This window comes from Paraclostridium sordellii (assembly GCF_000953675.1).
Classification (GTDB): Bacteria; Bacillota; Clostridia; order Peptostreptococcales; family Peptostreptococcaceae; genus Paraclostridium; species Paraclostridium sordellii.
The window spans coordinates 3,264,386-3,287,028 of the sequence record NZ_LN679998.1; the positions used below are offsets into that span (position 1 = coordinate 3,264,386).

Sequence of the window (22,643 nt, forward strand, 5' to 3'; positions counted from 1 at the left end):
TTTTATCCACAGTTATCCACAATCGTCTTGTGGAAATTGTTAATACTTTTTGTATTTATATTTCAAAATGCATTTTACTTTACAAAAAATATCCACATTTGACATTTTATTTTTAATCTATCAACATGTGGATATTTTTTTATTACATTTCTCTAGCTTTGTTTGCAAATTTTTGTATTTCACCTAACCATACTAATTCAACAGACCCAGTTTCTCCGTGTCTATTCTTAGCTATAATAATTTCTCCTATATTTTTTCTATCCGAATCTGGATGATAATATTCATCTCTATATAGGAACATTACTATATCAGCATCCTGTTCTATAGCCCCTGACTCTCTTAAGTCAGCAAGCATAGGCCTATGGTCTGATCTTTGTTCAGGTGCACGTGATAACTGAGATAATGCCACTACAGGGCAATTAAGCTCCTTAGCTATCACTTTTAAAGATCTAGATATTTTAGATATTTCTTGTTGTCTACTTTCATTACCTCCATCACCTTCCATAAGTTGAAGATAGTCGATAAGAATTAAATCTAAACCTTTTTCAATTTTTAACTTTCTACATTTAGATCTTAACTCACTAATTTTTATACCTGGCGTATCGTCTATATATATACTAGCATTAGATAAGACTGACATAGCATCTATAATTCTTGGCCAGTCATTTTCATCTAGGCTACCATTTTTTATCTTTTTTAGTTCTACATGAGATTGGGCAGATAACATACGTTGAACTAATTGTTCTTTTGACATCTCTAAACTAAATACAGCTACAGATGCATTTCCTTTAAGGGCCGCATTTTGTACTAAGTTAAGAGAAAATGCAGTCTTACCCATAGCAGGACGAGCCGCTACAAGAATTAAGTCTGTTCTTTGTAAACCATTAGTTTTCTTGTTTAAGTCATCAAATCCAGTAGTTATTCCTGTTATATCTTCTTTATTAGTATATAACTTTTCAATCATATCATACGTATCCATAAGAACAGAATTTATAGATTGAAAATCTTCACTAGATTTTTCTTGAGATATATCAAATATCTTTTTTTCTGCTTTTTCTAATAAATCTTCTACCTTTATAGAACTATCATATCCTGAATTAAGTATATCATTTGATACCTTTATAAGTTTTCTAAGCACAGATTTTTCTTTTACTATGTCTGCATAATATTTTACATTAGAAGTTGTTGGTACTATTGTTGATAAGCTAGTTATATAACTTATGCCACCTATATCTTCCAAATGACCTTGCTTTTTTAACTCTTCTGTAAGTGTTATTAAGTCTATAGGTTCATTTTTATTGTTTAATTTCATCATGCATTCATAAATTATTTTATGTGCTTCTTTGTAAAAATCTTCTGGCTGAATAGTTTCTGTAACAGTAATTATTGCCTCTTTATCTAATAGTATAGACCCTAATATAGACTGCTCAGACTCCACACTATGTGGAGGAATTCTACCTACATCCTCCATTTACCTCACCTCTAGTGTTTTCTTATTGTTTTTCTTTTACATCTACTCTCATCTTAGTAACAACTTTTTGATGGATTTTGATTTCTACAAATCTTGATCCTAAAGTTCTTATTGGTTCGTCTAACATTATTTTTCTCTTATCTACTTCTATTCCATGCTCTTTTTTTATTTGAGCTGCTATGTCTTTAGAAGTTATTGACCCAAATAATCTTCCACCGTCTCCTGCTTTAGAGTATATAGTTACATTCATCTCTTCCATTTTTTTACCTAATTCAACTGCTGCTTCGTACTCTTTTTCTTCTTTTATTTTTTGAGATGTTTGCTTTTCTTTTAATTCTTTTAATTCTGTATTTCCTGCTTGAACTGCTAATTTTTTAGGAAATAAAAAGTTTCTAGCATATCCATCACTAACTTCTTTTACTTCTCCTTTTTTTGCTGTTCCTTTTACGTCTTTTAAGAATATAACTTTCATTACTCTTCTTCCTCCTCTAGATATTGTTTTATGATATCTGATACCATCTTATATCCTTCTTCTAAAGATACATTTTCAAGTTGAGCTCCTGCTATATCAATATGGCCTCCGCCACCTAATTTTTCCATTAAAACGTGTACATTAATAGAACCTAATGATCTTGCACTTATAAATATAGTTCCACTCTTTGTTTTCCCTAATACAAAAGATGCTTCTACATCTTTTATACTTAAAAGTTCATCAGCTGCTTGAGCAACAACTACATTTATATTATTTATATCTGCTTTACAATAAGCTAAACAAATTTTATTATTTATAACTTTAGTGCTTTGCATTATTTCTGCTTTAGCTATAAAGTCTTTTAAATTTGAGTTAAATAGTTTTTTAACTTCTATTGTATCTGCTCCTGCTTTTTTCAGATATGAAGCTGCCTCAAAGGTTCTAACCCCAGTTTTGAAAGCAAAGTTTTTAGTATCTAAACTTATACCTGCCATTAATCCTTCTGCTGTCAACTTGTTAATTTTCACATCATCTTCCATGTATTGAACTAATTCAGTAACCATCTCACATGTAGATGATACATAAGTTTCATGGAATAAAAGAACTGTATCATTTATAAATTCAACACCTCTTCTATGATGGTCTATTACAACCACTTTATCTGAAATTTCTAGTAATTCAGGGCATTCAGTAAAGTTTGGTCTATGTGTATCCACTACTATTACTAGTGTATCTTTAGCACAATTTTTAATTGCTTCGTCTTTATTGACAAAAATATTTGGATAGTAATCTGATGATTTTACTCTCTTTATAAATTCATCAATAGAATCATTTGTGTTGTTTAGCACTATATTAGCACCTTTATTGCATGATTTACATATGTCATAAATCCCTACTGCTGCACCCATAGCATCCATATCAGGGTACTTATGACCCATTATATATATATCTTTACTTTCAAGAATTATCTCTCTAAGAGCATGACCTATTAATCTAGATTTTACTTTTGTTTTCTTTTCAACTGCTTTAGATTTACCTCCGTAGAAAATAGATCTATCTTTTGTTTTTATTACAGCTTGATCTCCACCTCTACCTAGAGCTAGGTCTAACGCACCTTTGGCTAATTTAAAGTTTTCATTAATTGTTTTGCCTTCTATACCTATACCCATACTTATTGTTACAGGCAAGGTATTTCCTTGATCTATTTCTCTTATCTTATCTAAAATAGAGAATTTATCAAATTCAAGTTTATCAAGTTCACTTTTACTCAATACTAAAAAATATTTATCTTTAGCTGTTTTTTCAAGAGCTCCATTGCAGCTAACCTCTAAAGATGCTAAAATCTTGTCTATTTCAACATTCATCAGTGGTCTTCTCTCCTCTGGCGCACTTTGTAAAACTTCCTCATAACCATCAACTTGAATTGTAGCTACAACATTTTGTTCTTCATTATATTTAGTTTTTAAATTTAGATACTCAGTTTTGTCTATCCAGTAAAGCATCATTAGATATTTAGTTTTATTTTCTTGGTCACTTTTAACCACGTTATAAACTATAGTATAATTTCTACCTTTATAGTTTATATCCGTATACAACTCTTTGTTTTCATTTAAAACTTTTCTTAAATCTATGTTTTTAACAAGATTTTCTATATTCATACCCAAGGTATCTTCTTTCTCTGTCATTTCATGGAATTTTGTATTATACCATGTAATGCTGCCATCAAACTCTAGTATACACAACGGTATTGGCAAGTTTAATATAGCCTTTTTAGTAACTTCATCTATATCTACAGCTAAGTCTTGAATATACTTATTCCATTCTTTTCTTCTTATATCTCTTGATCTCCAATTATGAAAAACAATATATACGAATAAAATAAATATAGCTGTCCCTATATATATATTAAAATATAGTAAAATAAGACTAAGAATACCAATTACCACTATATATGCATTTGTCTCTGGCATATTAAATTTAAAGGTCGACTTATCAAACATTGCTACCCTCCTAAGTGGATTTGTAGTTTCTCACCTTTCTAAAGTCAATTGCACTATCTAACATTCCTACAAAACTTAAAATCATTGTTCCCGATAATAAAAATACAGCCATTATAGCAAATACTATTTTACCTGGTGATTTCTTTTTCCATTCCTTTATATAGTAAATAGATACAGATATCCCTTGTAATAAAAACATAACGCTAAATATTAGCTGAATATTTAACATTATAATATCAGTATATAGCCCTGTATTTAACATCTCTAATCCCATTATTCCTAGGTATAATAAAAGAGATATTATTATAGCATTTCCTGGTAAATAAAAGTCTGAGAACTTTGGTAAATCATAACTTAATTTCTTAATTCTTCTTAAAATAAAAGCTTCTAAATAATATGTTATTAATGATGCTATTATGCTGTATACAAATAACATACTTGGTATTATATTTTGTATAAAACTGAACATTTGCTTTGATGTCATACCATCCTTTGGAAGCATATTTGCACTTTTCATTATATCAAATTGAGTTTCTATACTAGTTTTCATCATTTCTAATAATTGTGCTAATAAATCCATGTTAAATATTACTTTTGCCATAACAAAAAATATAATTATAGATAGCATAAACGCTAGTGTCCCAAAATATATTGGAGTGAAGTTTTTATTCGTATCTTCTTTTCCATTATCTTTATTAACTTTATATCCTACTGCTATTCCTGGTAATATACTTATTATAATTAAATTTAAAGCATATACAAAATCAACGGTTAGCATCAATATAAAAAAAGAGGATATAGCTGATATTAATGCGTATTTATGCCCTGTCATTGTTGAAATTATCGCATATGGAACAGGAATAATAAACACTAGTAACCCTATAAACGGAACATAAGCAGTAGCAAGACATAAAGCTATAGCTAATGCTGTAAGTATAGCCGCTTGAGTTAGTTTAGTTCTATCATTCAATTTAATATCACTCCCTATTATCTAAATAATTTTTAAGATTAGATAAATCTCCATACCATCTCTCCACGCTATGGTCTTCCTCTATACCTTCTCTTATCTTTTCCTTTATTTTATAATCTATTTCTTTAAAACTAATACCTAATCTCTTTGATAGCAAATATGTAACCATTACTATATTAGCTAAGGTATCTTGTAATATTTGGTCTACTGGTCTAGTTCCTTTAAATAAAAGATTAAATAAATCCCCCAAACTAATAATTAATTCTGTTTTCATCCATTCAATTATCTTTATATTCTTTGTTATTTCTGAATTTTTATCTAGTCTCAATATTTCCCCCCTCCTTAATATATAAACATTATATCATAAATCATAGTAGTTTTAACCAATAAAAAAACGAGCCCATAAAGGCTCGTCCTTTTTCTTAGTCTAATGTATATGGTAATAAAGCTAAGTTTCTAGCTCTCTTTATAGCAACTGTTAATTCTCTTTGATGCTTAGCACAAGTACCAGCTATTCTTCTAGGTAATATTTTACCTCTTTCAGTTACGTATTTTTGTAATCTTTGAGTGTTTTTGTAGTCTATCTTAGCGTTTTTATCAGCACAGAATTGACAAACTCTTTTTTTCTTACGTCTCTTTTTGTTTATCATGTCAGTTTCCCTCCTTTTTAGAATGGTATATCGTCATCATCTATAGCTTGGAAACCTTGAGGATCTAGACCTGTAGGTTCAAAGCTTGGCTCGAAACTAGGTTCAAAGCTTTGATTTTGACTTGGATATGGACTATCCGATCTATTTTTATTGCTATCTAAGGCTTGTATATTACGCGCACTAACCTTAGTGAAAGTTCTTCTCTCACCTGATTGATTTTGGTAATTGTCAACTCTTATAGAACCTTGTAGCGCAACTAATCTACCTTTTGATATATAGTTTGCACAAAATTCAGCTGATTTTCCCATAACCTCTACAGGTATAAAATCTGTTTCTCTACTACCATCTTTTTTAGCATAATCTCTATCAATGGCAATAGTAAATGTTGCAACGGCTGTTCCTGTTCCTGGGATGTATCTTAACTCAGGATCCTTTGTTAATCTTCCCACTAATACAACATGATTCATTTAAACACCGCCTACTTTACGTAAATTTATATATTAGTTATTAAGCAACAACTATCATATGTCTTATTACGTTCTCGTTTATCTTTAAGTTTCTGTCTATTTCCTTTGGAACTTCAACACCTGACTTAAAGTTAACTAATACATAGTAACCTTCAGTGAACTTAGCTATTGGGTAAGCTAACTTCTTAGTACCCCAAACATCTACTTTCTCAACTTCACCTTCAGTAGCTATAACTTCTTTAACCTTGTTTAATACAGCTGTTCTTACTTCTTCATCTGCATTAGGCTTTACTACGAAAACTAATTCATAATTTTTCACACAATTCACCTCCCTTTGGACTTTACGGCTCTGCTACGCAGAGCAGAGAAATGAGATTAAAATCTCATACTTTACACATTTTATCACTTATAAAATAAATTGTCAATTTAATTTTATTTTATACTTTTACTGAGTTTCATAAACATACATATAAATTAAATTAGGTAAATTTAGGTTTTAATTATTAAAACAAAATTATATTTTTTATAAATAAAAATATAATCTATTATAGACTATGCATAAAAAATAGTGGCCAAAGGCCACTATTTTTTATGCATTTACATTTTCTGATAATGCTTCATTTAAAGCTTCTGCTAATCTCTTAACTCCATCTACTATTTTTTCATCTGGCATATTAGAGTAATTTAATCTAAATGTATTTTCTTTTCCTCCATTAGGGAAGAAAGATCCACCTGGAACATAAGCAACATTATTTTCTAAACATTTTTCCATTATTTTTCTTGCATCTAAATGTTTAGGTAGTTCTACCCAAGTGAATAATCCTCCTTCTGGATATGTATGTTCTACTACTTCTGGGAAGCATTCATCTATTGTACTTAACATTAAATCTCTACGCTTTTTATAAACTGTTTTTATCTTCTCAACATGTGCATCTAAATCATAAACATCTATAAACTTACTTACCTCTCTTTGAGATATTGTAGATGCTTGTAAATCTGCACCTTGCTTAACAAATACAAACTTAGATAGAATTTCTGGAGATGCACAAACCCATCCTATTCTATATCCTGGACAGAATATCTTAGAGAAAGAACCTAAGAATATAACTAATCCTTTTTCATCCATTCCTTTTAATGATGGTAAAATTTCACCTTCAAATCTTAATTCTCCATACGGATTATCTTCTACTACTGGTATTTCAAACTTATTTATGACATCCATGAATTTTTTACGTCTATCCATAGACCATGTTTTACCTGTTGGATTTTGAAAATCTGGTATAACATATATCATCTTTACATTCTCTGTTGTTTCTAATATCTTTTCTAACTCTTCAATTATCATTCCATCTTTATCAGTTGGAACTTCTATAAACTTTGGACAGTACGCCTTAAAAGCATTTAATGCTCCTAAGTATGATGGACTCTCTACTAGAACTACATCTCCTTCATTTAAGAATATCTTACCTGCAAAATCTAGTCCTTGTTGTGATCCACTTGTAATTAATAAATCATCTTTTGATACACTAGTTTTAAGCTTTCTATTCATTCTTTCTGCGATTTGTTCTCTTAAAGGTCCAAATCCTTCTGTTGTTGTATATTGTAGAGCCTCTCTTCCAGATTCCTCTAAAACTAATCTTGATATTTCCTTCATTTCTTCAACTGGAAATAATTCTGGAGCTGGAAGTCCTCCTGCGAAAGATATTACTTCAGGTTTTTCAGTTAACTTTAAAAGTTCACGAATTTCAGATCCTTTTAATCCATCCATTCTTTTTGCAAATTTGATAGCCATATTTAAGTTTCCCCCTTGGTAAAAATTGTTCCCAATATAATTATAACAACAATCCAACCAAATGAAAACGTTTCTTTACAAGTTTTTTACCTTTTTTATTCTTTTTTCTAAAGTTTCTCTATCTAATTGTACAATTCTTGAGCAATTTAGACATTTTATTTTAAAGTCCATTCCAGCTCTTGTTATTTCAAACTCTTTGCAGCCACAAGGGTGTTGCTTCTTTAGTTCTATAATATCACCTACATTTAATTTCATTGGCACTTTAATCACTCCTATCTTAATTTAGTTATTTCTTTTTTACCTCCACTTAATCTACTAACTTTGAATATTCCATGATATAAAATTTCATTTTCTTCAAGTGAATTTATAACAGTATCCATATCTGATTCTAAAAATCTAACAGATATTCCGCAACTTGAACTTATTTCTCTAGGTGTTGGTAGAGTAGTTACCTTTATATCTTTCTCATTTAAAACTTTATCTGTTCTTATTGCATGGTGAGTTGAGTTGAATGCTACTATATACATTTCGTTCATTTATTATTCTTCCTTCCTAATTATGTCTTTTAATTGTTTTTATTCATAAATAAAGACTACATAAACTTGTCATGTAGTCTTTATTATTTATAAAGATATAGTTTTTGACGAATTATTCATTGTCTCTACTATAGTATACATATTTGTTACTGTTCCGACCTTTAAATCATCTTTTAATCCATAATAATCCAAACATGTTCCGCAAGATAAAATTTCAACCCCTGCATCTTGTAAGATCTTAAGATTTTCTATTGTCGCTTCATTTTCCGTCGTTAATTTTATGCCACTATTAACAAATAATATACTCTTTGGATAAGGTTTACTTTCTGTTAAAGTATATATATATCCTTTCATAAGAACATGTCCTAATTCATCATTTCCATTTCCCATTTTATCTGAATTTATAAATATACATGTATCCGATAAAGACTCTTGTGATTTTTCTTCTATTATAACATTTTCACCTTTTATAATCTCTATACAAATTAAATCTTTTTCTGATTTTAATACACTAGCATCATAGTTCATTGATTTTGCTAATTTAAAAATATTTTCCTTAGCAATTTCGTTATCTACAGTTACAACTACTGCCCCTTGATCTATATTATCTAGTTCTTTTTTTGTATTTATAACTGGTTTAGGACAAGCTAATCCTCTGGCATCTAACTCTATTCTCATAAATACTCATCTCCTTATATAATACTCCCTTAATTTTATCATATATACTAATATTTTGTTATAGGTTATTTCTATAGTATTAATAAGAAAGATTAAATTAAGCTATCAATTATTTTATAGTAAATAATTGCAAGTTATTCTCTAGTATGATAAACAATGATTTATTGTTTATCATAGATACATGTTTAATCTTTTCAGCAAATAGCTTTATTTCTTTTCCTTTTGAGTCTAATATTTTGTTATCTGTAACCGCAATAAATGAATATCCTAAGTTTAAAATTTTATTTATATTTTTTTCATTTATTTTAACTTTTTCAACTTCTTTATCTTTTATGAGTAAAATATCTCCATCATTTTCTATTATGTATAATTTATCATCATTTATGTTGCTATAGTTTTTTAAATCATCAATATTAAAAGAATTTATAGTTTTTAATTTATTATTTAGTTTAGTTATTTTATTTTTCTCAATTACATATAATCCATTTTCGCTAAGCTCTAAGTTTAATATAACAGACTGGTTTATATTCATTGATTCTTCTAAATTCCCATTATAATCATAACTCAAAATCTTACTTTCTATACTTTTATCTGTTTTTAATAAACATAAATAAATTTTATTTGAAGTATATTCTATATCCGTTACCACACCATCTAACTCAATAGATTTAACAAGATTAAACTCAAAATCATATATATTTGCTATATTTTTTTTATCCTTTTTAAATATATATATATAAGAATCATTTTCTAAGCTTTTATATACTAGCCCACTCTTTTTCATACTCCTCTTTAAAACTACCTTACCTTTTTCATTTACACTATAAATAACATTTTTTTCTTTATCTAAAATGTCTATATATTTATTACTACTTATAGTAGGATTTTTTATTCCTAGCTCTAAATTAAATATTTCATCTCCATTTTTGTTTATGCCCCTAAGAGTCCCTTGTTCGTAAATAACTATATTTGATTTATATTCTGTATATTTTACATCTTTTCCTATATTAAATTTTTTTAAATTATCTAAGCTGGTTGTCTTTTTATTAAAACTAGAACTAAAAGCAGTAAATATCTTAGGATTTATTAATATTAAAATTATAAAAATAACTATTAACTTCCATTTATTTTTCATATATTTCCCCCTAAAAACTTAATACTTATAATTTCTATATATAAACAAAAGACTCCTTTTTAAAAGAGTCTTTTTAGATAATTTCTAAGTTTTGATATAAGCATACACCTTTTTGGTAGTATTCTAATTCTTTTTCTTTTGATATATTTGAATATAATTTTCCTAATTCAATATATAAATCTGCAAGAGTTTTTTTATCATTTAACTCTTTTATTATATTTATACATTTTAATAGATACTCTATCGCTAATTTATTATTGTCCTCTTTTTTGTATATTTCTGAGTAATATTTTAGAGCCTTATATTCAAAGTACTTATTTTTATTCTTTATTGCACTTGCTAAAGCTGTTTTTGAATATTTTCTAGCTTCCTCAAAGTTATTTAATTTGATATATGATTGGATTATTTTTATTATTACATCTATAGAACACTCATCCTCGTCATATCTTTTAATTTCATAAGCTTTTTTTGAGTACTCTAAAGATTTTTCACTTTCTCCTATACTTTCATATACTTCACAAATCCTAATGTAAACATTTGCCAAACCAGTCTTATTATCCTCTTTTTCTAATAAATCTAATGCTGTTTTAAACTGTTGCTTTGCCTCTTCATATTTGCCTACACTCATTAATTTGTTAGCCTTAGATACCATTAGTCCTGCTTCTTCCTTACAGTTTATTGTAATATCTAAGTTTTTAATTTTTTCTATATATTCTAAAGCATCATCATCTTTATTTAATTGTGTATAACAAAATGATATATTACTATACAAATCTTTTTTTATATTAACATCATTTAACTTGTTTTCCTCTATTATTTCTTCAGCAAATTTAAAATTGCTTAATGCTCCTTTATGGAAATTTTCTTCCATATAAATTTTTCCTATATTTATATAACATCTAGCTATATTCTCTTTATCATCATTTTGTATAAAGAAATATAATGATTTTTCAAAGTTAATTATAGCTGCATTGTAATCCTTTTGTCTCAAGTTAATAGTTGCAAGCAATAGATTGCATTTTCCATAGTTGTCTATAAGTTGATATTCAGTACATATCGACATAACTTTATTTATTTCTTCCTTAGCCTTTTCAAGTTCCTTACATTTTATATAAATCTCACTTTGTATTATTAAATTATCAGTTAATTTCTTTGCTTGCATTTCTTTCGTTTCTAGTAAGTAATCTACGCTAACCTCTAGACAACTAGCTAAGTACTCTAATAATTCATGGCTAGTATGTGACTTATCTCTTTCAATATGACTTATTTGCGCTGCAGTTATTCTTTCTCCAGCTAGCTCTTTTAGTGTTAAGTTTTTTTCTTTTCTTAACTTCTTAATTTTCTCTCCTAAGCTTAGAATTTCCATGTCTGCCCCCCTAGAAAACATTTTCTTATAATAAAATTATAACTTATATTTATCATAAATACACTAATTTCTTTAATTATGTACAATATATTTTTATATTTTTACAAATTTTCATCATTTTTTTATAAATTTTGTATTTTTAAGTAAAAAAAAGATTTAATCAGAATATTATATTCTGATTAAATCTTTTTAAAAATTAATTTCTCTTTCTATATTTTTTAATGCTTCTATTGTTTTGTCGATTTCTTCTTTAGTGTTAAAGTATCCCAAACTAAATCTTACAGTTCCTTGTATTAATGTTCCTAAAGTCTCATGAGCAAGAGGAGAACAGTGTATACCTGATCTTGTTTCTATATCATACTTATCATCTAACATAAATGTTATTTCTCCTGAGTCTATATCTCCTATATTAATAGAAATTACAGCTGCTCTTTTTTTACTATCTAAAGGCCCATAAATTTTTATATTTGGAACTTCATTTAATCTATTCAACATATATTCACATAAATTCTCTTCATGTTCTCTTATATTTTCTATCCCTTGTTCCAAAATAAATTTTACTCCTGCATTTAATCCAGCTATTCCTGGAGTATTGTGAGTTCCAGATTCATATCTATCAGGCATCATATCTGGTTGGAATAAATTCTCAGAGTTACTTCCTGTTCCACCTTCTTTAAGTATATCTAGGTGTAAATTCTCTCTTATGTATAAGATACCTGTTCCTTGTGGTCCTAACAAACATTTATGACCTGGGGCAGCTAACATGTCTACATTAATACTTTTAACATCTACATCATACACGCCTAGTGTCTGAGATGCATCAACTAAGTAAAGTATATTATTTTCTTTAGCTATATTGCCTATAGCTTCTATATCAACTAAAGTTCCACATACATTTGAGGCATGAGTTGTAACAATAAGTTTTGTGTTAGATTTTATAGCTTTTCTTATATCCTCAGGATTTAGTTGTCCCAATCTATCACATTTAACTATGGTATGTTCTACACCTTTTTCCTCTAATGCTTTTATAGGTCTTATTACTGAGTTATGTTCAATACTAGATGTTATAATATGATCTCCTGATTTAACAACTCCCTTTATAGCAAGGTTTAAAGAATCTGTAGCATTATGAGTAAAAATTATATTCATTGGATTTTTTACATTTAATAGTTTCGCTAAATTTTCTCTACATTCGTAAATTTCCATGCCTGCTCTCATAGCTAACTTATGTCCTGCTCTTCCTGGGTTTGCTCCATAGTTTTCCATGCAATCTAATACTGATTCATATACTTGTTTTGGTTTTGGAAATGTTGTAGCTGCATTATCTAAGTAAATCATATTAAGTCCCCTCTCTTATGCATCTTGTCCTTCTAATAATAATGATACTATATTATCTAAATCTTCGTCATTATAATACTCTATTTCTATCTTTCCTTTTTTCTTTCCTTTAGAAATATTAACTTTTGTCCCAAAAACATTAGTTAATCTTTCTTCTACATCCACTATATAGATATCTTTTTTCTTAGGCTTTTTCTCTATTACACTAGTTTCATTTTCAAGTATTTTCTTAGCTATTTTTTCTGTTTCTCTAACCGATAGTTCTTCTTCAATTATTTTATTAGCTACTTTACACTGAATTTCTTTATTAGGTATTCTAAGTAATGCCTTTCCATGTCCTGGAGTTATTCTATTATCTTCAACCATCGCCACAACACCTTTATCTAGATTTAAAAGCCTTAAAGTGTTAGTTATATGTGGTCTACTTTTCCCAACTGCTTCAGATATCTCTTCTTGTGTTACTTTATAGTTATCAATTAAACTTTTGTATGCTATAGCTTCTTCTATTGCATTTAAATCTTCTCTTTGTAGGTTCTCTATAAGAGCTATTTCCATTAAATCTTTCATTGGTATGTCTTTTATAACGGCTGGCATCTCTTTTAATTTAGCCTTTTTAGAAGCTCTGTATCTTCTTTCTCCTGCTATTATCATATATTTACCAGAATCATCTGGCTTAACAACTATTGGTTGTAATACTCCATAATTCTTAATAGAATTTGATAAAACTTCTATTTTTTCCATATCAAAAACTTTTCTAGGTTGATCTGGATTTGCATAAATTTTGCTTATATCTATATTTACAATATCTTTTGAATCTATATCCTCTTTAACATTTGGAATTAAGGCCCCTAATCCCTTTCCTAGTCTATTTGAACGTCTCGTCGTTTTTTCCATACTATATCACATCCTCTTCTAAATCTATAAATTCCTCTGCTAATTCTAAGTATGCCATTGACCCTTTACATCTAGAATCATAATAAATTGCTGGTTTACCATGACTTGGAGCCTCTGCAAGCCTTACATTTCTAGGTATTAAAGTCGTGTATACACTTCCCTTAAAATATTTCTTAACTTCTTCTACAACTTGTATTGATAAATTTGCTCTTCCATCAAACATACTTAAAACTACGCCTTGTATTTCCAAATCCGGATTTAGACTTCGTTTTATAAGTGATATAGTTTCCATTAGCTGGCTTACACCCTCTAATGCATAATATTCACACTGTATAGGAATTAATACACTATCAACTGCTGTTAGGCAGTTGATGGTAAGCATACCTAAAGAAGGCGGGCAATCTATAAATATATAATCATAGTTATCTTTCACTTTATCTATAGCTTTTTTTAATATATATTCTCTTTCTTCTACACTTGTAAACTCAATTTCTGCTCCAGCTAACTCTGTAGCTGATGCAACTATATCAATATTCTCAAATTCTGTTTTAATTATAGCTTCTTCTATATTATCGTTGTTTATTAATACTTCATAAATAGTACTTTCAACTTCGTTTTTTTCTATTCCATATCCACTAGTTGAATTCCCTTGTGGATCTAAATCTAATACTAATACCTTTTTTCCCATTTTAGCTATACTTGCACTTAAATTAACATTTGTAGTTGTTTTTCCAACTCCACCCTTTTGATTAAAAACTGCTATTACCTTTCCCATAAGTCTTACCCCCTTTAAGCTTTTAAAAAAAGATTACTGCTAAGCAGTAATCTTTTATTTTTTAGGAATCTTTACAACAACCTCTACATGGTCACCTTTATCAATCTCTTTGTACTTGGCTTCTAATCCTGTATTAGTTATAGCCTCATATGCTTGTTTTATAGTATTTAGGTAAATTCTCATTCCCATTATACCTTTAACAGTTTGTTTTTTATCTTCACCATCTTTAGGTTGTTTGATATCTTCTAATAGATCTGCTATTAGCTTTTCTGTTTTCTTAACATTTAAATCTGATTTAATTACCTTATCTAAAACTTCTCTCATCATTTCTTCATCTGGTAATTTAAGTAAAGCTCTAGCGTGTCTTTCTGTTAAGCCATTTTCAACTAATTTTATTTTTATATCTGTTGGTAATCTTAGTATTCTAATTTTATTAGCTATTGTAGATTGATTTTTTCCTAATTTTTCTGCAAGTTGTTGTTGCGTAAAACTATGTTCTTTTATTAAATTTTCATAACCCATAGCTTCTTCTATAAAATTTAAATCTTCTCTTTGTAAGTTTTCTAATAATGCCAAAACAGCCGAAGATTCATCAGACATATTATTTATTATAGCAGGAATAGTTTCTAGTCCAGCTAATTTAGATGCCCTTAGCCTTCTTTCTCCTGCTACTAGTTCATATTCATCATTACTTTTACTCCTAACAGTTATAGGTTGTAAAATACCATATACCTTTATAGATTCACTTAATTCTTCTAATGCTGACTGTGAAAATACTCTTCTTGGTTGGTATGGATTTGGAACTATATTACTTATAGGTATCTCCATAACTCTTTTATCTTCCATAACATCCCTCTCTCATCCAAAACTAAATATATTTAAAACACGAAATTACCTTAGTTACTCATGTGTATAATATTTCTTCATTTACCTACATATTCCTTCTAAAATATTTTTTTTAACATATATTTTTAAAATATTTCTCCGGAAATATTAAGTTTCAACTTTATTTTATTGGGCTTTTTACTGGTTTTCCAGCTTTTCTTGGATATTTTGCTGGCGTATTATTTACCTTTTTGAAAACAACTATATTATGTTTTAAATCCATTTCTGGAAGCTCAACATCTATTTTTTCAACAAATTCTAAGCCTAGTACTTCCATAGCCTTTTTAGATTCTTCCAACTCTGTATCTGCATTTGGACCCTTAAGGCAAACGAAGTATCCACCTACTTTTATGAAAGGTACACAAAATTCCATTAAAATAGGTAGCCCAGCAACTGCTCTAGCTGTAGCTACATCATATTGTTCCCTATAATTTCCATCTTTACCAAAATCTTCAGCTCTTCCATGTATTAATTCTATATCTTCAATTCCTACATTTTTACAAACTTCACTTAAAAAATTTATTCTTTTATTTAAAGAGTCTAAAAGCGTAACTTTAGTATTTTCTAGACAAATTCTTAAAGGTAATCCTGGAAATCCAGCACCAGTTCCGACATCAATTATAGACATCCCATCTTTTATATATCCATTTTTAACTGCTGCAATAGAATCTAAAAAATGCTTTATATAAACTTCTCTTTCATCTTCGATACCAGTTAAATTCATTCTTTGATTCCAATCAACTAATATCTCTCTATATAATCTAAATTTTTCCACCGTATTATCTGTGCAATTAATGCCTAAATCTTCTATTCCTTTTTTTAAAATTTCAGCATTATTCATTTTTTTCACCTCTACCTCTTCGTTGTTGCTCAAGATAGATAAGTAACACTGATATATCAGCTGGTGATACTCCAGATATACGAGATGCTTGTCCTATCGATATAGGTTTTATTGCATCTAACTTTTGTCTAGCTTCTATTCTTAATCCATCTATAGCTGAGTAATTTAACTCTTCACTTAGCTTTTTATTTTCTAACTTTTTAAATTGATCAATTTGTTTTAATTGCTTATCTATATAACCTTCGTATTTAGTCATGATTACGCACTGCTCTTTTATAGCATATGGTACATTTTCACCAGCACCTTTACCTGCAGCTTCTATCATATCATAATCAACTTCTGGTCTTTTTAAGAACTCATATAAAGAGTATCCCACTTTTATAGGAGAAGCCCCTTTTTCTTCTAATAGATGATTTATATCCTTAGGAGTAACTCTTTCAGTTTTTAATCTCTCTAGTTCTTTTTCTATTAATTCTTTTTTCTCTAAAAACTTATTATACCTATCTTCATTTACAAGACCCATATCATACCCTTTTTGAGTAAGTCTCATATCTGCATTATCTTGTCTTAAATATAGTCTATATTCACATCTAGATGTCATCATTCTATATGGTTCATTAGTTCCTTTTGTAACTAAATCATCTATTAAAACTCCTATATAGGCTTCTGATCTATCTAAAACAAATGGTTCTTTTCCTTGAATTTTTAATGCTGCATTTATTCCTGCTATTAATCCTTGAGAAGCTGCCTCTTCATAACCTGATGTCCCATTAAACTGACCTGCACTAAATAAGTTTTCAACACCTTTTATTTCAAGAGTTATTTTTAATTGAGTAGGGTCTATACAATCATACTCAATAGCATAAGCTGGTCTCATTATTCTAGCATTCTCAAGTCCTTTTACACTTTTATACATTTGTATTTGTACTTCATAAGGTAAACTTGTAGATATACCTTGTATATACATTTCTTTTGTACTTTCGCCTTCTGGCTCGATAAATATTTGATGTGAATCTTTATCACTGAATCTTACTATTTTATCTTCTATTGAAGGGCAATATCTAGCTCCTGTACTATCTATCTTACCAGCATACATAGGAGATCTTCCTAAGTTATTCATAATTATTTCATGAGTACTTATATTTGTTCTTGTTAAGTAACATGGCTCTTGCTTTCTTGCCAACTCATCATTTAAAAATGAAAATGGAGTTACACGTTCATCTCCATTTTGGATTTCCATAACAGAAAAATCTATACTATCTCTGTGTATTCTTGCAGGTGTTCCTGTTTTAAATCTTCTCATTCTCAACCCTAAATCTACAAGTTTATCAGTTAAAAATTTACTATATCCAAGAGCATTAGGTCCTTCATTAAATGAAACCTCACCCATATAAATTCTAGAGTTTAAGTATACTCCTGTAGCTAAAACAACTGCTTTAGAATGATATATACATCCTAGCTTTGTTACAACTCCTTTTACAACATTGCCTTCACTTAATATATCTACTACTTCATCCATTACAATATCTATATTAGGCTCATTTTCTAGTGTTTTTTTCATTTCTTCATGATATCTAGTTTTATCTGCTTGAGCTCTTAAAGAATGAACTGCTGGCCCTTTTGCTGTATTTAACATTCTACTTTGTATAAATGTCTTATCTATATTGATACCCATCTCTCCACCTAGGGCGTCTATCTCTTTTACTAATTGACCTTTACCTGTTCCTCCTATAGATGGGTTACATGGTAAAAGTGCTATAGAATCTAGCGAAAGAGTTATAACAAGTGTTTTATGCCCCATTCTAGCTGTAGCTAGTGCAGCTTCACATCCTGCATGACCAGCCCCAACTACTATTACATCATAATTTCCTGCATCAAAATTTAACATATGTTCTCCTTTCCGTATAAATAATGTTTCACGAAAAACATTATTTACTTTCCTATACAGAAGTTACTAAATATAGTGTCTAATAAATCTTCTGTTACTGTGTCTCCATTTATATATCCTAAGTAATCCCATATATTTTTGAAGTCAACTTCTATAAAATCAAGTGGCATATATGACTCAATAGCCATTATAGCATCAGCTATTGATTGTTTTGCTTTATAAAGAGCATCTTTATGTCTAGAATTAGTAACTACTAAATCTGATGAGTTTCTTACTGCTCCAGCAAATACCATATCTTCTATTTTTTCATGAATTTTTTCTATACCTTCATGCTGTAATGCTGATATGTTTATTATATTGTCTTCATCAATATATTCTTTTACTTTATCTATCTCTATTACTTGTTCTAAATCAGTTTTATTTAATAAAACAATTGTTTTATTAGGTTGAACCGCTTCTAAAATTTCTATATCTTCTTTATCTAGATTTCTTGAAGAGTCTAAAACTACAATTGATAAATCTGCTGAGTTAAAGAATTCTCTAGATTTTTCAACTCCTATTTTCTCAACTATATCTTCAGTTTCTCTTATACCTGCAGTATCAACTATTTTTAGAGGTATTCCTTTTATATTTACGAATTCTTCTATTATGTCTCTAGTTGTCCCAGGTATATCAGTTACTATTGCTCTATTTTCTCCTAAAACTGCATTTAATAATGATGATTTTCCTACATTTGGTTTCCCTACTATTACAGTTTTTAATCCATCTCTAAGAATTTTACCACTTTCAGCTGTGTCATATAATTTATTTATCTCTTTTTGTAATTGTATAGATCTTTCTTTCAATGTATTATAAGTTATATGCTCTACGTCTTCATCTGGAAAATCTATTGAAACAGTTATGTGAGCTAACATTTCTGTTATATCATGTCTTAAATCTTTTATTTTTTTAGATAAAGCTCCCTCTAATTGAGTTTGTGCTACTGAGTGTGCCATCTCAGTTTTTGCATTTATAACATCTATTATTGCTTCAGCTTGAGCTAAGTCTATTCTTCCATTTAAGAATGCTCTTTTTGTAAATTCACCTTGATCAGCTAATCTTACATCTTTTGATAAAACTAATTCTAATATTTTCTTTACAGATATAAATCCACCGTGACAATTTATCTCTATTACATCTTCAGTTGTATATGAGTTTGGTCCTTTCATATAAGCTACCAATACTTCATCTATTATTTTCTCTCCGTCTATTACATGTCCATATATAAGAGTTCTCGTGTTATATTCCTCTATTTTTTTTCCGGATACTGATTTGAATATATCATTTGCTACTTGAAGTGATTTTTCTCCACTTATTCTTATTATTCCGATTCCACCTTCACCCGGAGCTGTTGCAATTGCAGCTATAGTATCATCTATAAACAACCCTATCACCTCTTTATTTTAAATTTTTTAATATATAAACTCGTAAAGTAATATTTTATCATTTTATGACTTATTTTGTAATAATATATTATCATAAATTATATAAGTCACATCTAATATAATACCATTTATTTGTCTCTATTCTCATATACTTTAAATTATTTCCTTAATCTAACTATTATATAAAAATTTTTTCAAAAATAAAACCCCCTATAAATTAGGAGGTTTGCTTTTATTACTACTTTTTATATTCAATTACAAGCCTTCTATATGGATCTACACCTTCACTGTAAGTTTTTACAAACTTATCATTTTGAAGAGTTGAGTGAATAATTCTTCTCTCATATGGATTCATATAGTCTAACTTTTTAGTTCTTCTTGTTTTAGCTACTTCTCTAGCTACCTTGTTTGCATATCTTATTAAAGACTCTTCTCTCTTAGATCTATAATTTTCTATATCAACAAGAACCTTGCTATGAGAATCTTTATTTGATTTATTTAATGCTAATCCTGCTAGGAATTGGATCGAATCTAAACTTTCCCCTCTTCTTCCAATTAAACAAGCAGCATCTTTTCCTTTTATATTAACTTTTACAGTATTTTTTTCTTGAGTAACATCTATGTTTGCATCTAAATTTAGATTATTTATTATATTTGATATAAATCCTCTAACGACATCTACTTCTGTTACTTTATTTGTATCTTCTATTTCAACTATAGTTTCAGTCTCTATAACTACAGACTCTTCAACTATTTCTTCTTTTTCTTTAACTGTTATTTTAAAAATACCATCTTTACTTCCTATTAAACCTAAGAATCCTTTTGTTGGTTCTTTTATAACTTCTACTTCAATGTCATCTTTACTTACGCTAAACTGTCTTAAAGCTTTAGATATTGCTTCATCAATATTTTTACTTCTTATTTCTAGGCTTTGTTTCATCTACTACACCCTCCCCAGAATTAGCAAGCTTAGCTTTTAATGGATTCATTACTAAGTAGTATTGAGCTAACTGGAATAAGTTACTTACAGTCCAGTATAATGCAAGACCAGCTGGGAAACTTATACCCCACCAAACCATCATAGCTGACATAAAATATGTCATAAATTTCATAGATCCTTGTTGTTGATCTTTTGGTATAGTTAACATTTGTGTTATTAAAGTTGTAACACCTGCTAAAATAGCTATTATTAATGTTTTATCTGGTGATGATAAAGATGGCATCCATAAAAATCCTGTATCTGCAGCTTTTTGTGCAGCAGGACTAGCGAAAACTCCATATGTAACTGGATTTCTTAATACATTGTAAAGACCTATTAATATAGGAAATTGTATTAATAATGGTAAGCACCCTGCCATAGGATTTACTTTAGCTTCTTGATAAACCTTCATTATCTCTTGATTTTGTTTTTCTGGTTTACTTTTGTACTTCTCTTGTATTTCTTTTATTTTAGGCTGTATATCTTGCATTGCCTTCATAGATTTAGTTTGTTTTATAGTTAGTGGTAATAATACTATTTTTACAACTACTGTAAATAAAACGATTGCTAAACCATAATTAGTTGCAAATTCTAATATAAATTTAAGAACTTGTCCTAATAAGTTACTAATTAAATTCAATTTTAGTACCTCCCAAAGTGTCTTTTTCACTTAAATTATTTTAGAGGATCATATCCTCCAGGATGGAAAGGGTGACACTTTAATATTCTTCTTATAGCTAAATAAGATCCTTTTAGTGCCCCATATTTTTTTAATGCTTCTATTGCATACTGAGAACAAGTAGGATAAAACCTGCACGTAGGTCCTTTTAAAGGAGATATGTATTTTTGATAAAACCTTACTATATATATAAAAACCTTTGTCAAATAACTATTTATATTTTTTAGTAAGTTAGATAATTGCTTCAATTTAATCCCCCATATCCTTTAACCTTAACTCAGCTTAGCTTTTTTTATTAAAGTTTTAACTGATTTCTCTATATCTTCATACTCAGCATCTTTACTAGCAACTCTAGCTATGAACACTAAATCATATCCATTTTTTATATGTTCATCACAATTTAACCTAAAACTTTCTCTTATCCTTCTTCTTATTTTGTTCCTAACAGTAGCCTTACCTACTTTTTTAGAAACAGAAAATCCTACTCTATTAAAGTCTGATTTATTATCCAGTATATACATTACTAAGTATTTATTTGCAAAAGATTTGCCGTGTTTGTATACTTTTCTAAAATCAGAGTCTTTTCTTATACCTTTAGTATTCTTGAAATCCATACTAAAATCCTCCTATAAACACAGCTTTAATTTATTTTTTTACACAAAAAGGCCACTTTTCAGCAGCCCTTTTCTAAAAAAATTAATGAGTTAATCTCTTTCTTCCTTTAGCTCTTCTTCTCTTAAGAACATTTTTTCCATTAGAGTTTTTCATTCTCTTTCTAAATCCATGCTCTTTCTTTCTTTGTCTTTTCTTTGGCTGATAAGTTCTTTTCATTTTTTGCACCGCCTTTCAAGATTGTTTTTCCGTTTATAAAAATAATAACTTTACCCTCAAAGTAAGCATAACACGTACAATTATAAATCCTTTTAACTTTGTTGTCAATGTATTTTTGAGCTAGTTTTATCAACATTAAATCAAATTTTTCTACAGTTAATTTTGTTAACTTTTTTATCAACAAGTAGTTAATTTTGTGGATAAATTGTATATAAATTATTGAAGTTTGGCATATATTCTGGTATTATAAATATACTTGTTGATAATGTTCATAAAAATTATTAACATATAAGATTTATTCACAAGTTGTGGATAAAAATGTGCATAACTTATTAAGTAAAAGATAATAATCTTGTTATAGACTATATTTTTATTATTATTGATATTATTTATAACTTTATATACATATTGTTTATATTTTCTATAAATTACAACGTCTTTTTTATTTTTTACAAATTATCCACATATTTATCCATATTTTTTTTGCTTAAAAATGAATTTTTCAAATAAATAATTATTTTGTTAATAACTTTGTGGAAAATGTTAATTATTTCGTTCGGAGGTTTTAAATT

Annotated in this window: 26 protein-coding genes; all 26 read right to left on the minus strand. The window is 28.5% G+C overall.

The genetic code is table 11. The annotated features are described in order from the left end of the window. Positions 1-142: 142 nt before the first annotated feature. On the minus strand, positions 143-1,471 hold the full coding sequence (dnaB, locus tag ATCC9714_RS15825; RefSeq protein WP_021127413.1) for a replicative DNA helicase: 1,329 nt from the start codon (positions 1,469-1,471) through the stop codon (positions 143-145). A gap of 22 nt (positions 1,472-1,493) precedes the next feature. Continuing rightward, entirely contained in the window at positions 1,494-1,943 is a 450-nt protein-coding gene (rplI, locus tag ATCC9714_RS15830) for a 50S ribosomal protein L9 (RefSeq protein ID WP_021127412.1), read from the minus strand. Then, positions 1,943-3,943: a DHH family phosphoesterase gene (locus tag ATCC9714_RS15835; protein ID WP_057574405.1), complete on the minus strand. Its 2,001-nt coding sequence runs from the start codon at positions 3,941-3,943 to the stop codon at positions 1,943-1,945. Before ATCC9714_RS15835 ends, rplI begins: the two co-directional genes overlap by 1 nt. Before the next feature lie 10 nt (positions 3,944-3,953). Continuing rightward, positions 3,954-4,913: a YybS family protein gene (locus ATCC9714_RS15840; protein ID WP_054631067.1), complete on the minus strand. Its 960-nt coding sequence runs from the start codon at positions 4,911-4,913 to the stop codon at positions 3,954-3,956. 7 nt (positions 4,914-4,920) lie between these two features. After that, positions 4,921-5,241: a MazG-like family protein gene (locus tag ATCC9714_RS15845; RefSeq protein WP_021127037.1), complete on the minus strand. Its 321-nt coding sequence runs from the start codon at positions 5,239-5,241 to the stop codon at positions 4,921-4,923. 94 nt (positions 5,242-5,335) lie between these two features. Continuing rightward, the gene (rpsR, locus tag ATCC9714_RS15850; protein ID WP_021127409.1) at positions 5,336-5,563 is read right to left on the minus strand and encodes a 30S ribosomal protein S18; all 228 of its coding nucleotides are present in this window, start codon (positions 5,561-5,563) and stop codon (positions 5,336-5,338) included. A 17-nt stretch (positions 5,564-5,580) separates the two neighbouring features. Beyond that, positions 5,581-6,030 carry a single-stranded DNA-binding protein gene (locus tag ATCC9714_RS15855; protein WP_021127408.1) on the minus strand — a complete coding sequence of 150 codons (450 nt, stop codon included), beginning with the start codon at positions 6,028-6,030 and terminating at the stop codon, positions 5,581-5,583. A gap of 40 nt (positions 6,031-6,070) precedes the next feature. After that, positions 6,071-6,349: a 30S ribosomal protein S6 gene (gene rpsF, locus ATCC9714_RS15860; protein WP_021127039.1), complete on the minus strand. Its 279-nt coding sequence runs from the start codon at positions 6,347-6,349 to the stop codon at positions 6,071-6,073. A gap of 270 nt (positions 6,350-6,619) precedes the next feature. Next, positions 6,620-7,822: an aminotransferase-like domain-containing protein gene (locus ATCC9714_RS15865; RefSeq protein ID WP_057574407.1), complete on the minus strand. Its 1,203-nt coding sequence runs from the start codon at positions 7,820-7,822 to the stop codon at positions 6,620-6,622. Between the two features lie 75 nt (positions 7,823-7,897). Next, a complete protein-coding gene (locus ATCC9714_RS15870; RefSeq protein ID WP_021127406.1) occupies positions 7,898-8,083 on the minus strand; it encodes a DUF951 domain-containing protein in 186 nt (61 codons plus the stop codon). A gap of 11 nt (positions 8,084-8,094) precedes the next feature. After that, positions 8,095-8,358 carry a DUF3343 domain-containing protein gene (locus ATCC9714_RS15875; RefSeq protein ID WP_021127043.1) on the minus strand — a complete coding sequence of 88 codons (264 nt, stop codon included), beginning with the start codon at positions 8,356-8,358 and terminating at the stop codon, positions 8,095-8,097. 87 nt (positions 8,359-8,445) lie between these two features. Then, positions 8,446-9,036, minus strand: a complete 591-nt coding sequence (gene yedF / locus ATCC9714_RS15880; RefSeq protein ID WP_055330852.1) for a sulfurtransferase-like selenium metabolism protein YedF — start codon at positions 9,034-9,036, stop codon at positions 8,446-8,448. A gap of 109 nt (positions 9,037-9,145) precedes the next feature. Then, positions 9,146-10,171 carry a DUF5711 family protein gene (locus ATCC9714_RS15885; protein ID WP_057574409.1) on the minus strand — a complete coding sequence of 342 codons (1,026 nt, stop codon included), beginning with the start codon at positions 10,169-10,171 and terminating at the stop codon, positions 9,146-9,148. A 73-nt stretch (positions 10,172-10,244) separates the two neighbouring features. Continuing rightward, on the minus strand, positions 10,245-11,537 hold the full coding sequence (locus ATCC9714_RS15890) for a helix-turn-helix domain-containing protein (RefSeq protein WP_054631070.1): 1,293 nt from the start codon (positions 11,535-11,537) through the stop codon (positions 10,245-10,247). Between the two features lie 189 nt (positions 11,538-11,726). Then, positions 11,727-12,875 carry an aminotransferase class V-fold PLP-dependent enzyme gene (locus tag ATCC9714_RS15895; RefSeq protein WP_021127401.1) on the minus strand — a complete coding sequence of 383 codons (1,149 nt, stop codon included), beginning with the start codon at positions 12,873-12,875 and terminating at the stop codon, positions 11,727-11,729. Positions 12,876-12,890: 15 nt separating this feature from the next. Continuing rightward, positions 12,891-13,769, minus strand: a complete 879-nt coding sequence (locus ATCC9714_RS15900) for a ParB/RepB/Spo0J family partition protein (RefSeq protein ID WP_054631072.1) — start codon at positions 13,767-13,769, stop codon at positions 12,891-12,893. Between the two features lies 1 nt (position 13,770). Continuing rightward, a complete protein-coding gene (locus tag ATCC9714_RS15905) occupies positions 13,771-14,544 on the minus strand; it encodes a ParA family protein (RefSeq protein ID WP_021127399.1) in 774 nt (257 codons plus the stop codon). Between the two features lie 54 nt (positions 14,545-14,598). Next, on the minus strand, positions 14,599-15,390 hold the full coding sequence (gene noc / locus ATCC9714_RS15910; protein WP_021127398.1) for a nucleoid occlusion protein: 792 nt from the start codon (positions 15,388-15,390) through the stop codon (positions 14,599-14,601). A 160-nt stretch (positions 15,391-15,550) separates the two neighbouring features. Continuing rightward, complete coding sequence (gene rsmG / locus ATCC9714_RS15915) at positions 15,551-16,270, minus strand: 16S rRNA (guanine(527)-N(7))-methyltransferase RsmG (protein WP_057541300.1); 720 nt, start codon at positions 16,268-16,270, stop codon at positions 15,551-15,553. Continuing rightward, on the minus strand, positions 16,263-18,158 hold the full coding sequence (gene mnmG, locus ATCC9714_RS15920; RefSeq protein ID WP_055332869.1) for a tRNA uridine-5-carboxymethylaminomethyl(34) synthesis enzyme MnmG: 1,896 nt from the start codon (positions 18,156-18,158) through the stop codon (positions 16,263-16,265). Before mnmG ends, rsmG begins: the two co-directional genes overlap by 8 nt. Positions 18,159-18,202: 44 nt before the next feature. Next, complete coding sequence (gene mnmE, locus ATCC9714_RS15925) at positions 18,203-19,582, minus strand: tRNA uridine-5-carboxymethylaminomethyl(34) synthesis GTPase MnmE (RefSeq protein ID WP_057544112.1); 1,380 nt, start codon at positions 19,580-19,582, stop codon at positions 18,203-18,205. Between the two features lie 238 nt (positions 19,583-19,820). Beyond that, positions 19,821-20,522, minus strand: coding sequence for an RNA-binding cell elongation regulator Jag/EloR (gene jag / locus ATCC9714_RS15930; protein WP_021127394.1), 702 nt, complete (start codon positions 20,520-20,522; stop codon positions 19,821-19,823). Then, a complete protein-coding gene (locus ATCC9714_RS15935; protein WP_021127393.1) occupies positions 20,494-21,201 on the minus strand; it encodes a YidC/Oxa1 family membrane protein insertase in 708 nt (235 codons plus the stop codon). The genes jag and ATCC9714_RS15935 overlap by 29 nt, the downstream gene beginning before the upstream one ends. A gap of 35 nt (positions 21,202-21,236) precedes the next feature. Beyond that, positions 21,237-21,446, minus strand: a complete 210-nt coding sequence (gene yidD, locus ATCC9714_RS15940) for a membrane protein insertion efficiency factor YidD (protein WP_330367350.1) — start codon at positions 21,444-21,446, stop codon at positions 21,237-21,239. Between the two features lie 66 nt (positions 21,447-21,512). Further along, a complete protein-coding gene (gene rnpA / locus ATCC9714_RS15945; protein ID WP_021127068.1) occupies positions 21,513-21,854 on the minus strand; it encodes a ribonuclease P protein component in 342 nt (113 codons plus the stop codon). 82 nt (positions 21,855-21,936) lie between these two features. Continuing rightward, positions 21,937-22,071, minus strand: a complete 135-nt coding sequence (gene rpmH / locus ATCC9714_RS15950; protein ID WP_021127392.1) for a 50S ribosomal protein L34 — start codon at positions 22,069-22,071, stop codon at positions 21,937-21,939. Positions 22,072-22,643 lie beyond the last annotated feature (572 nt).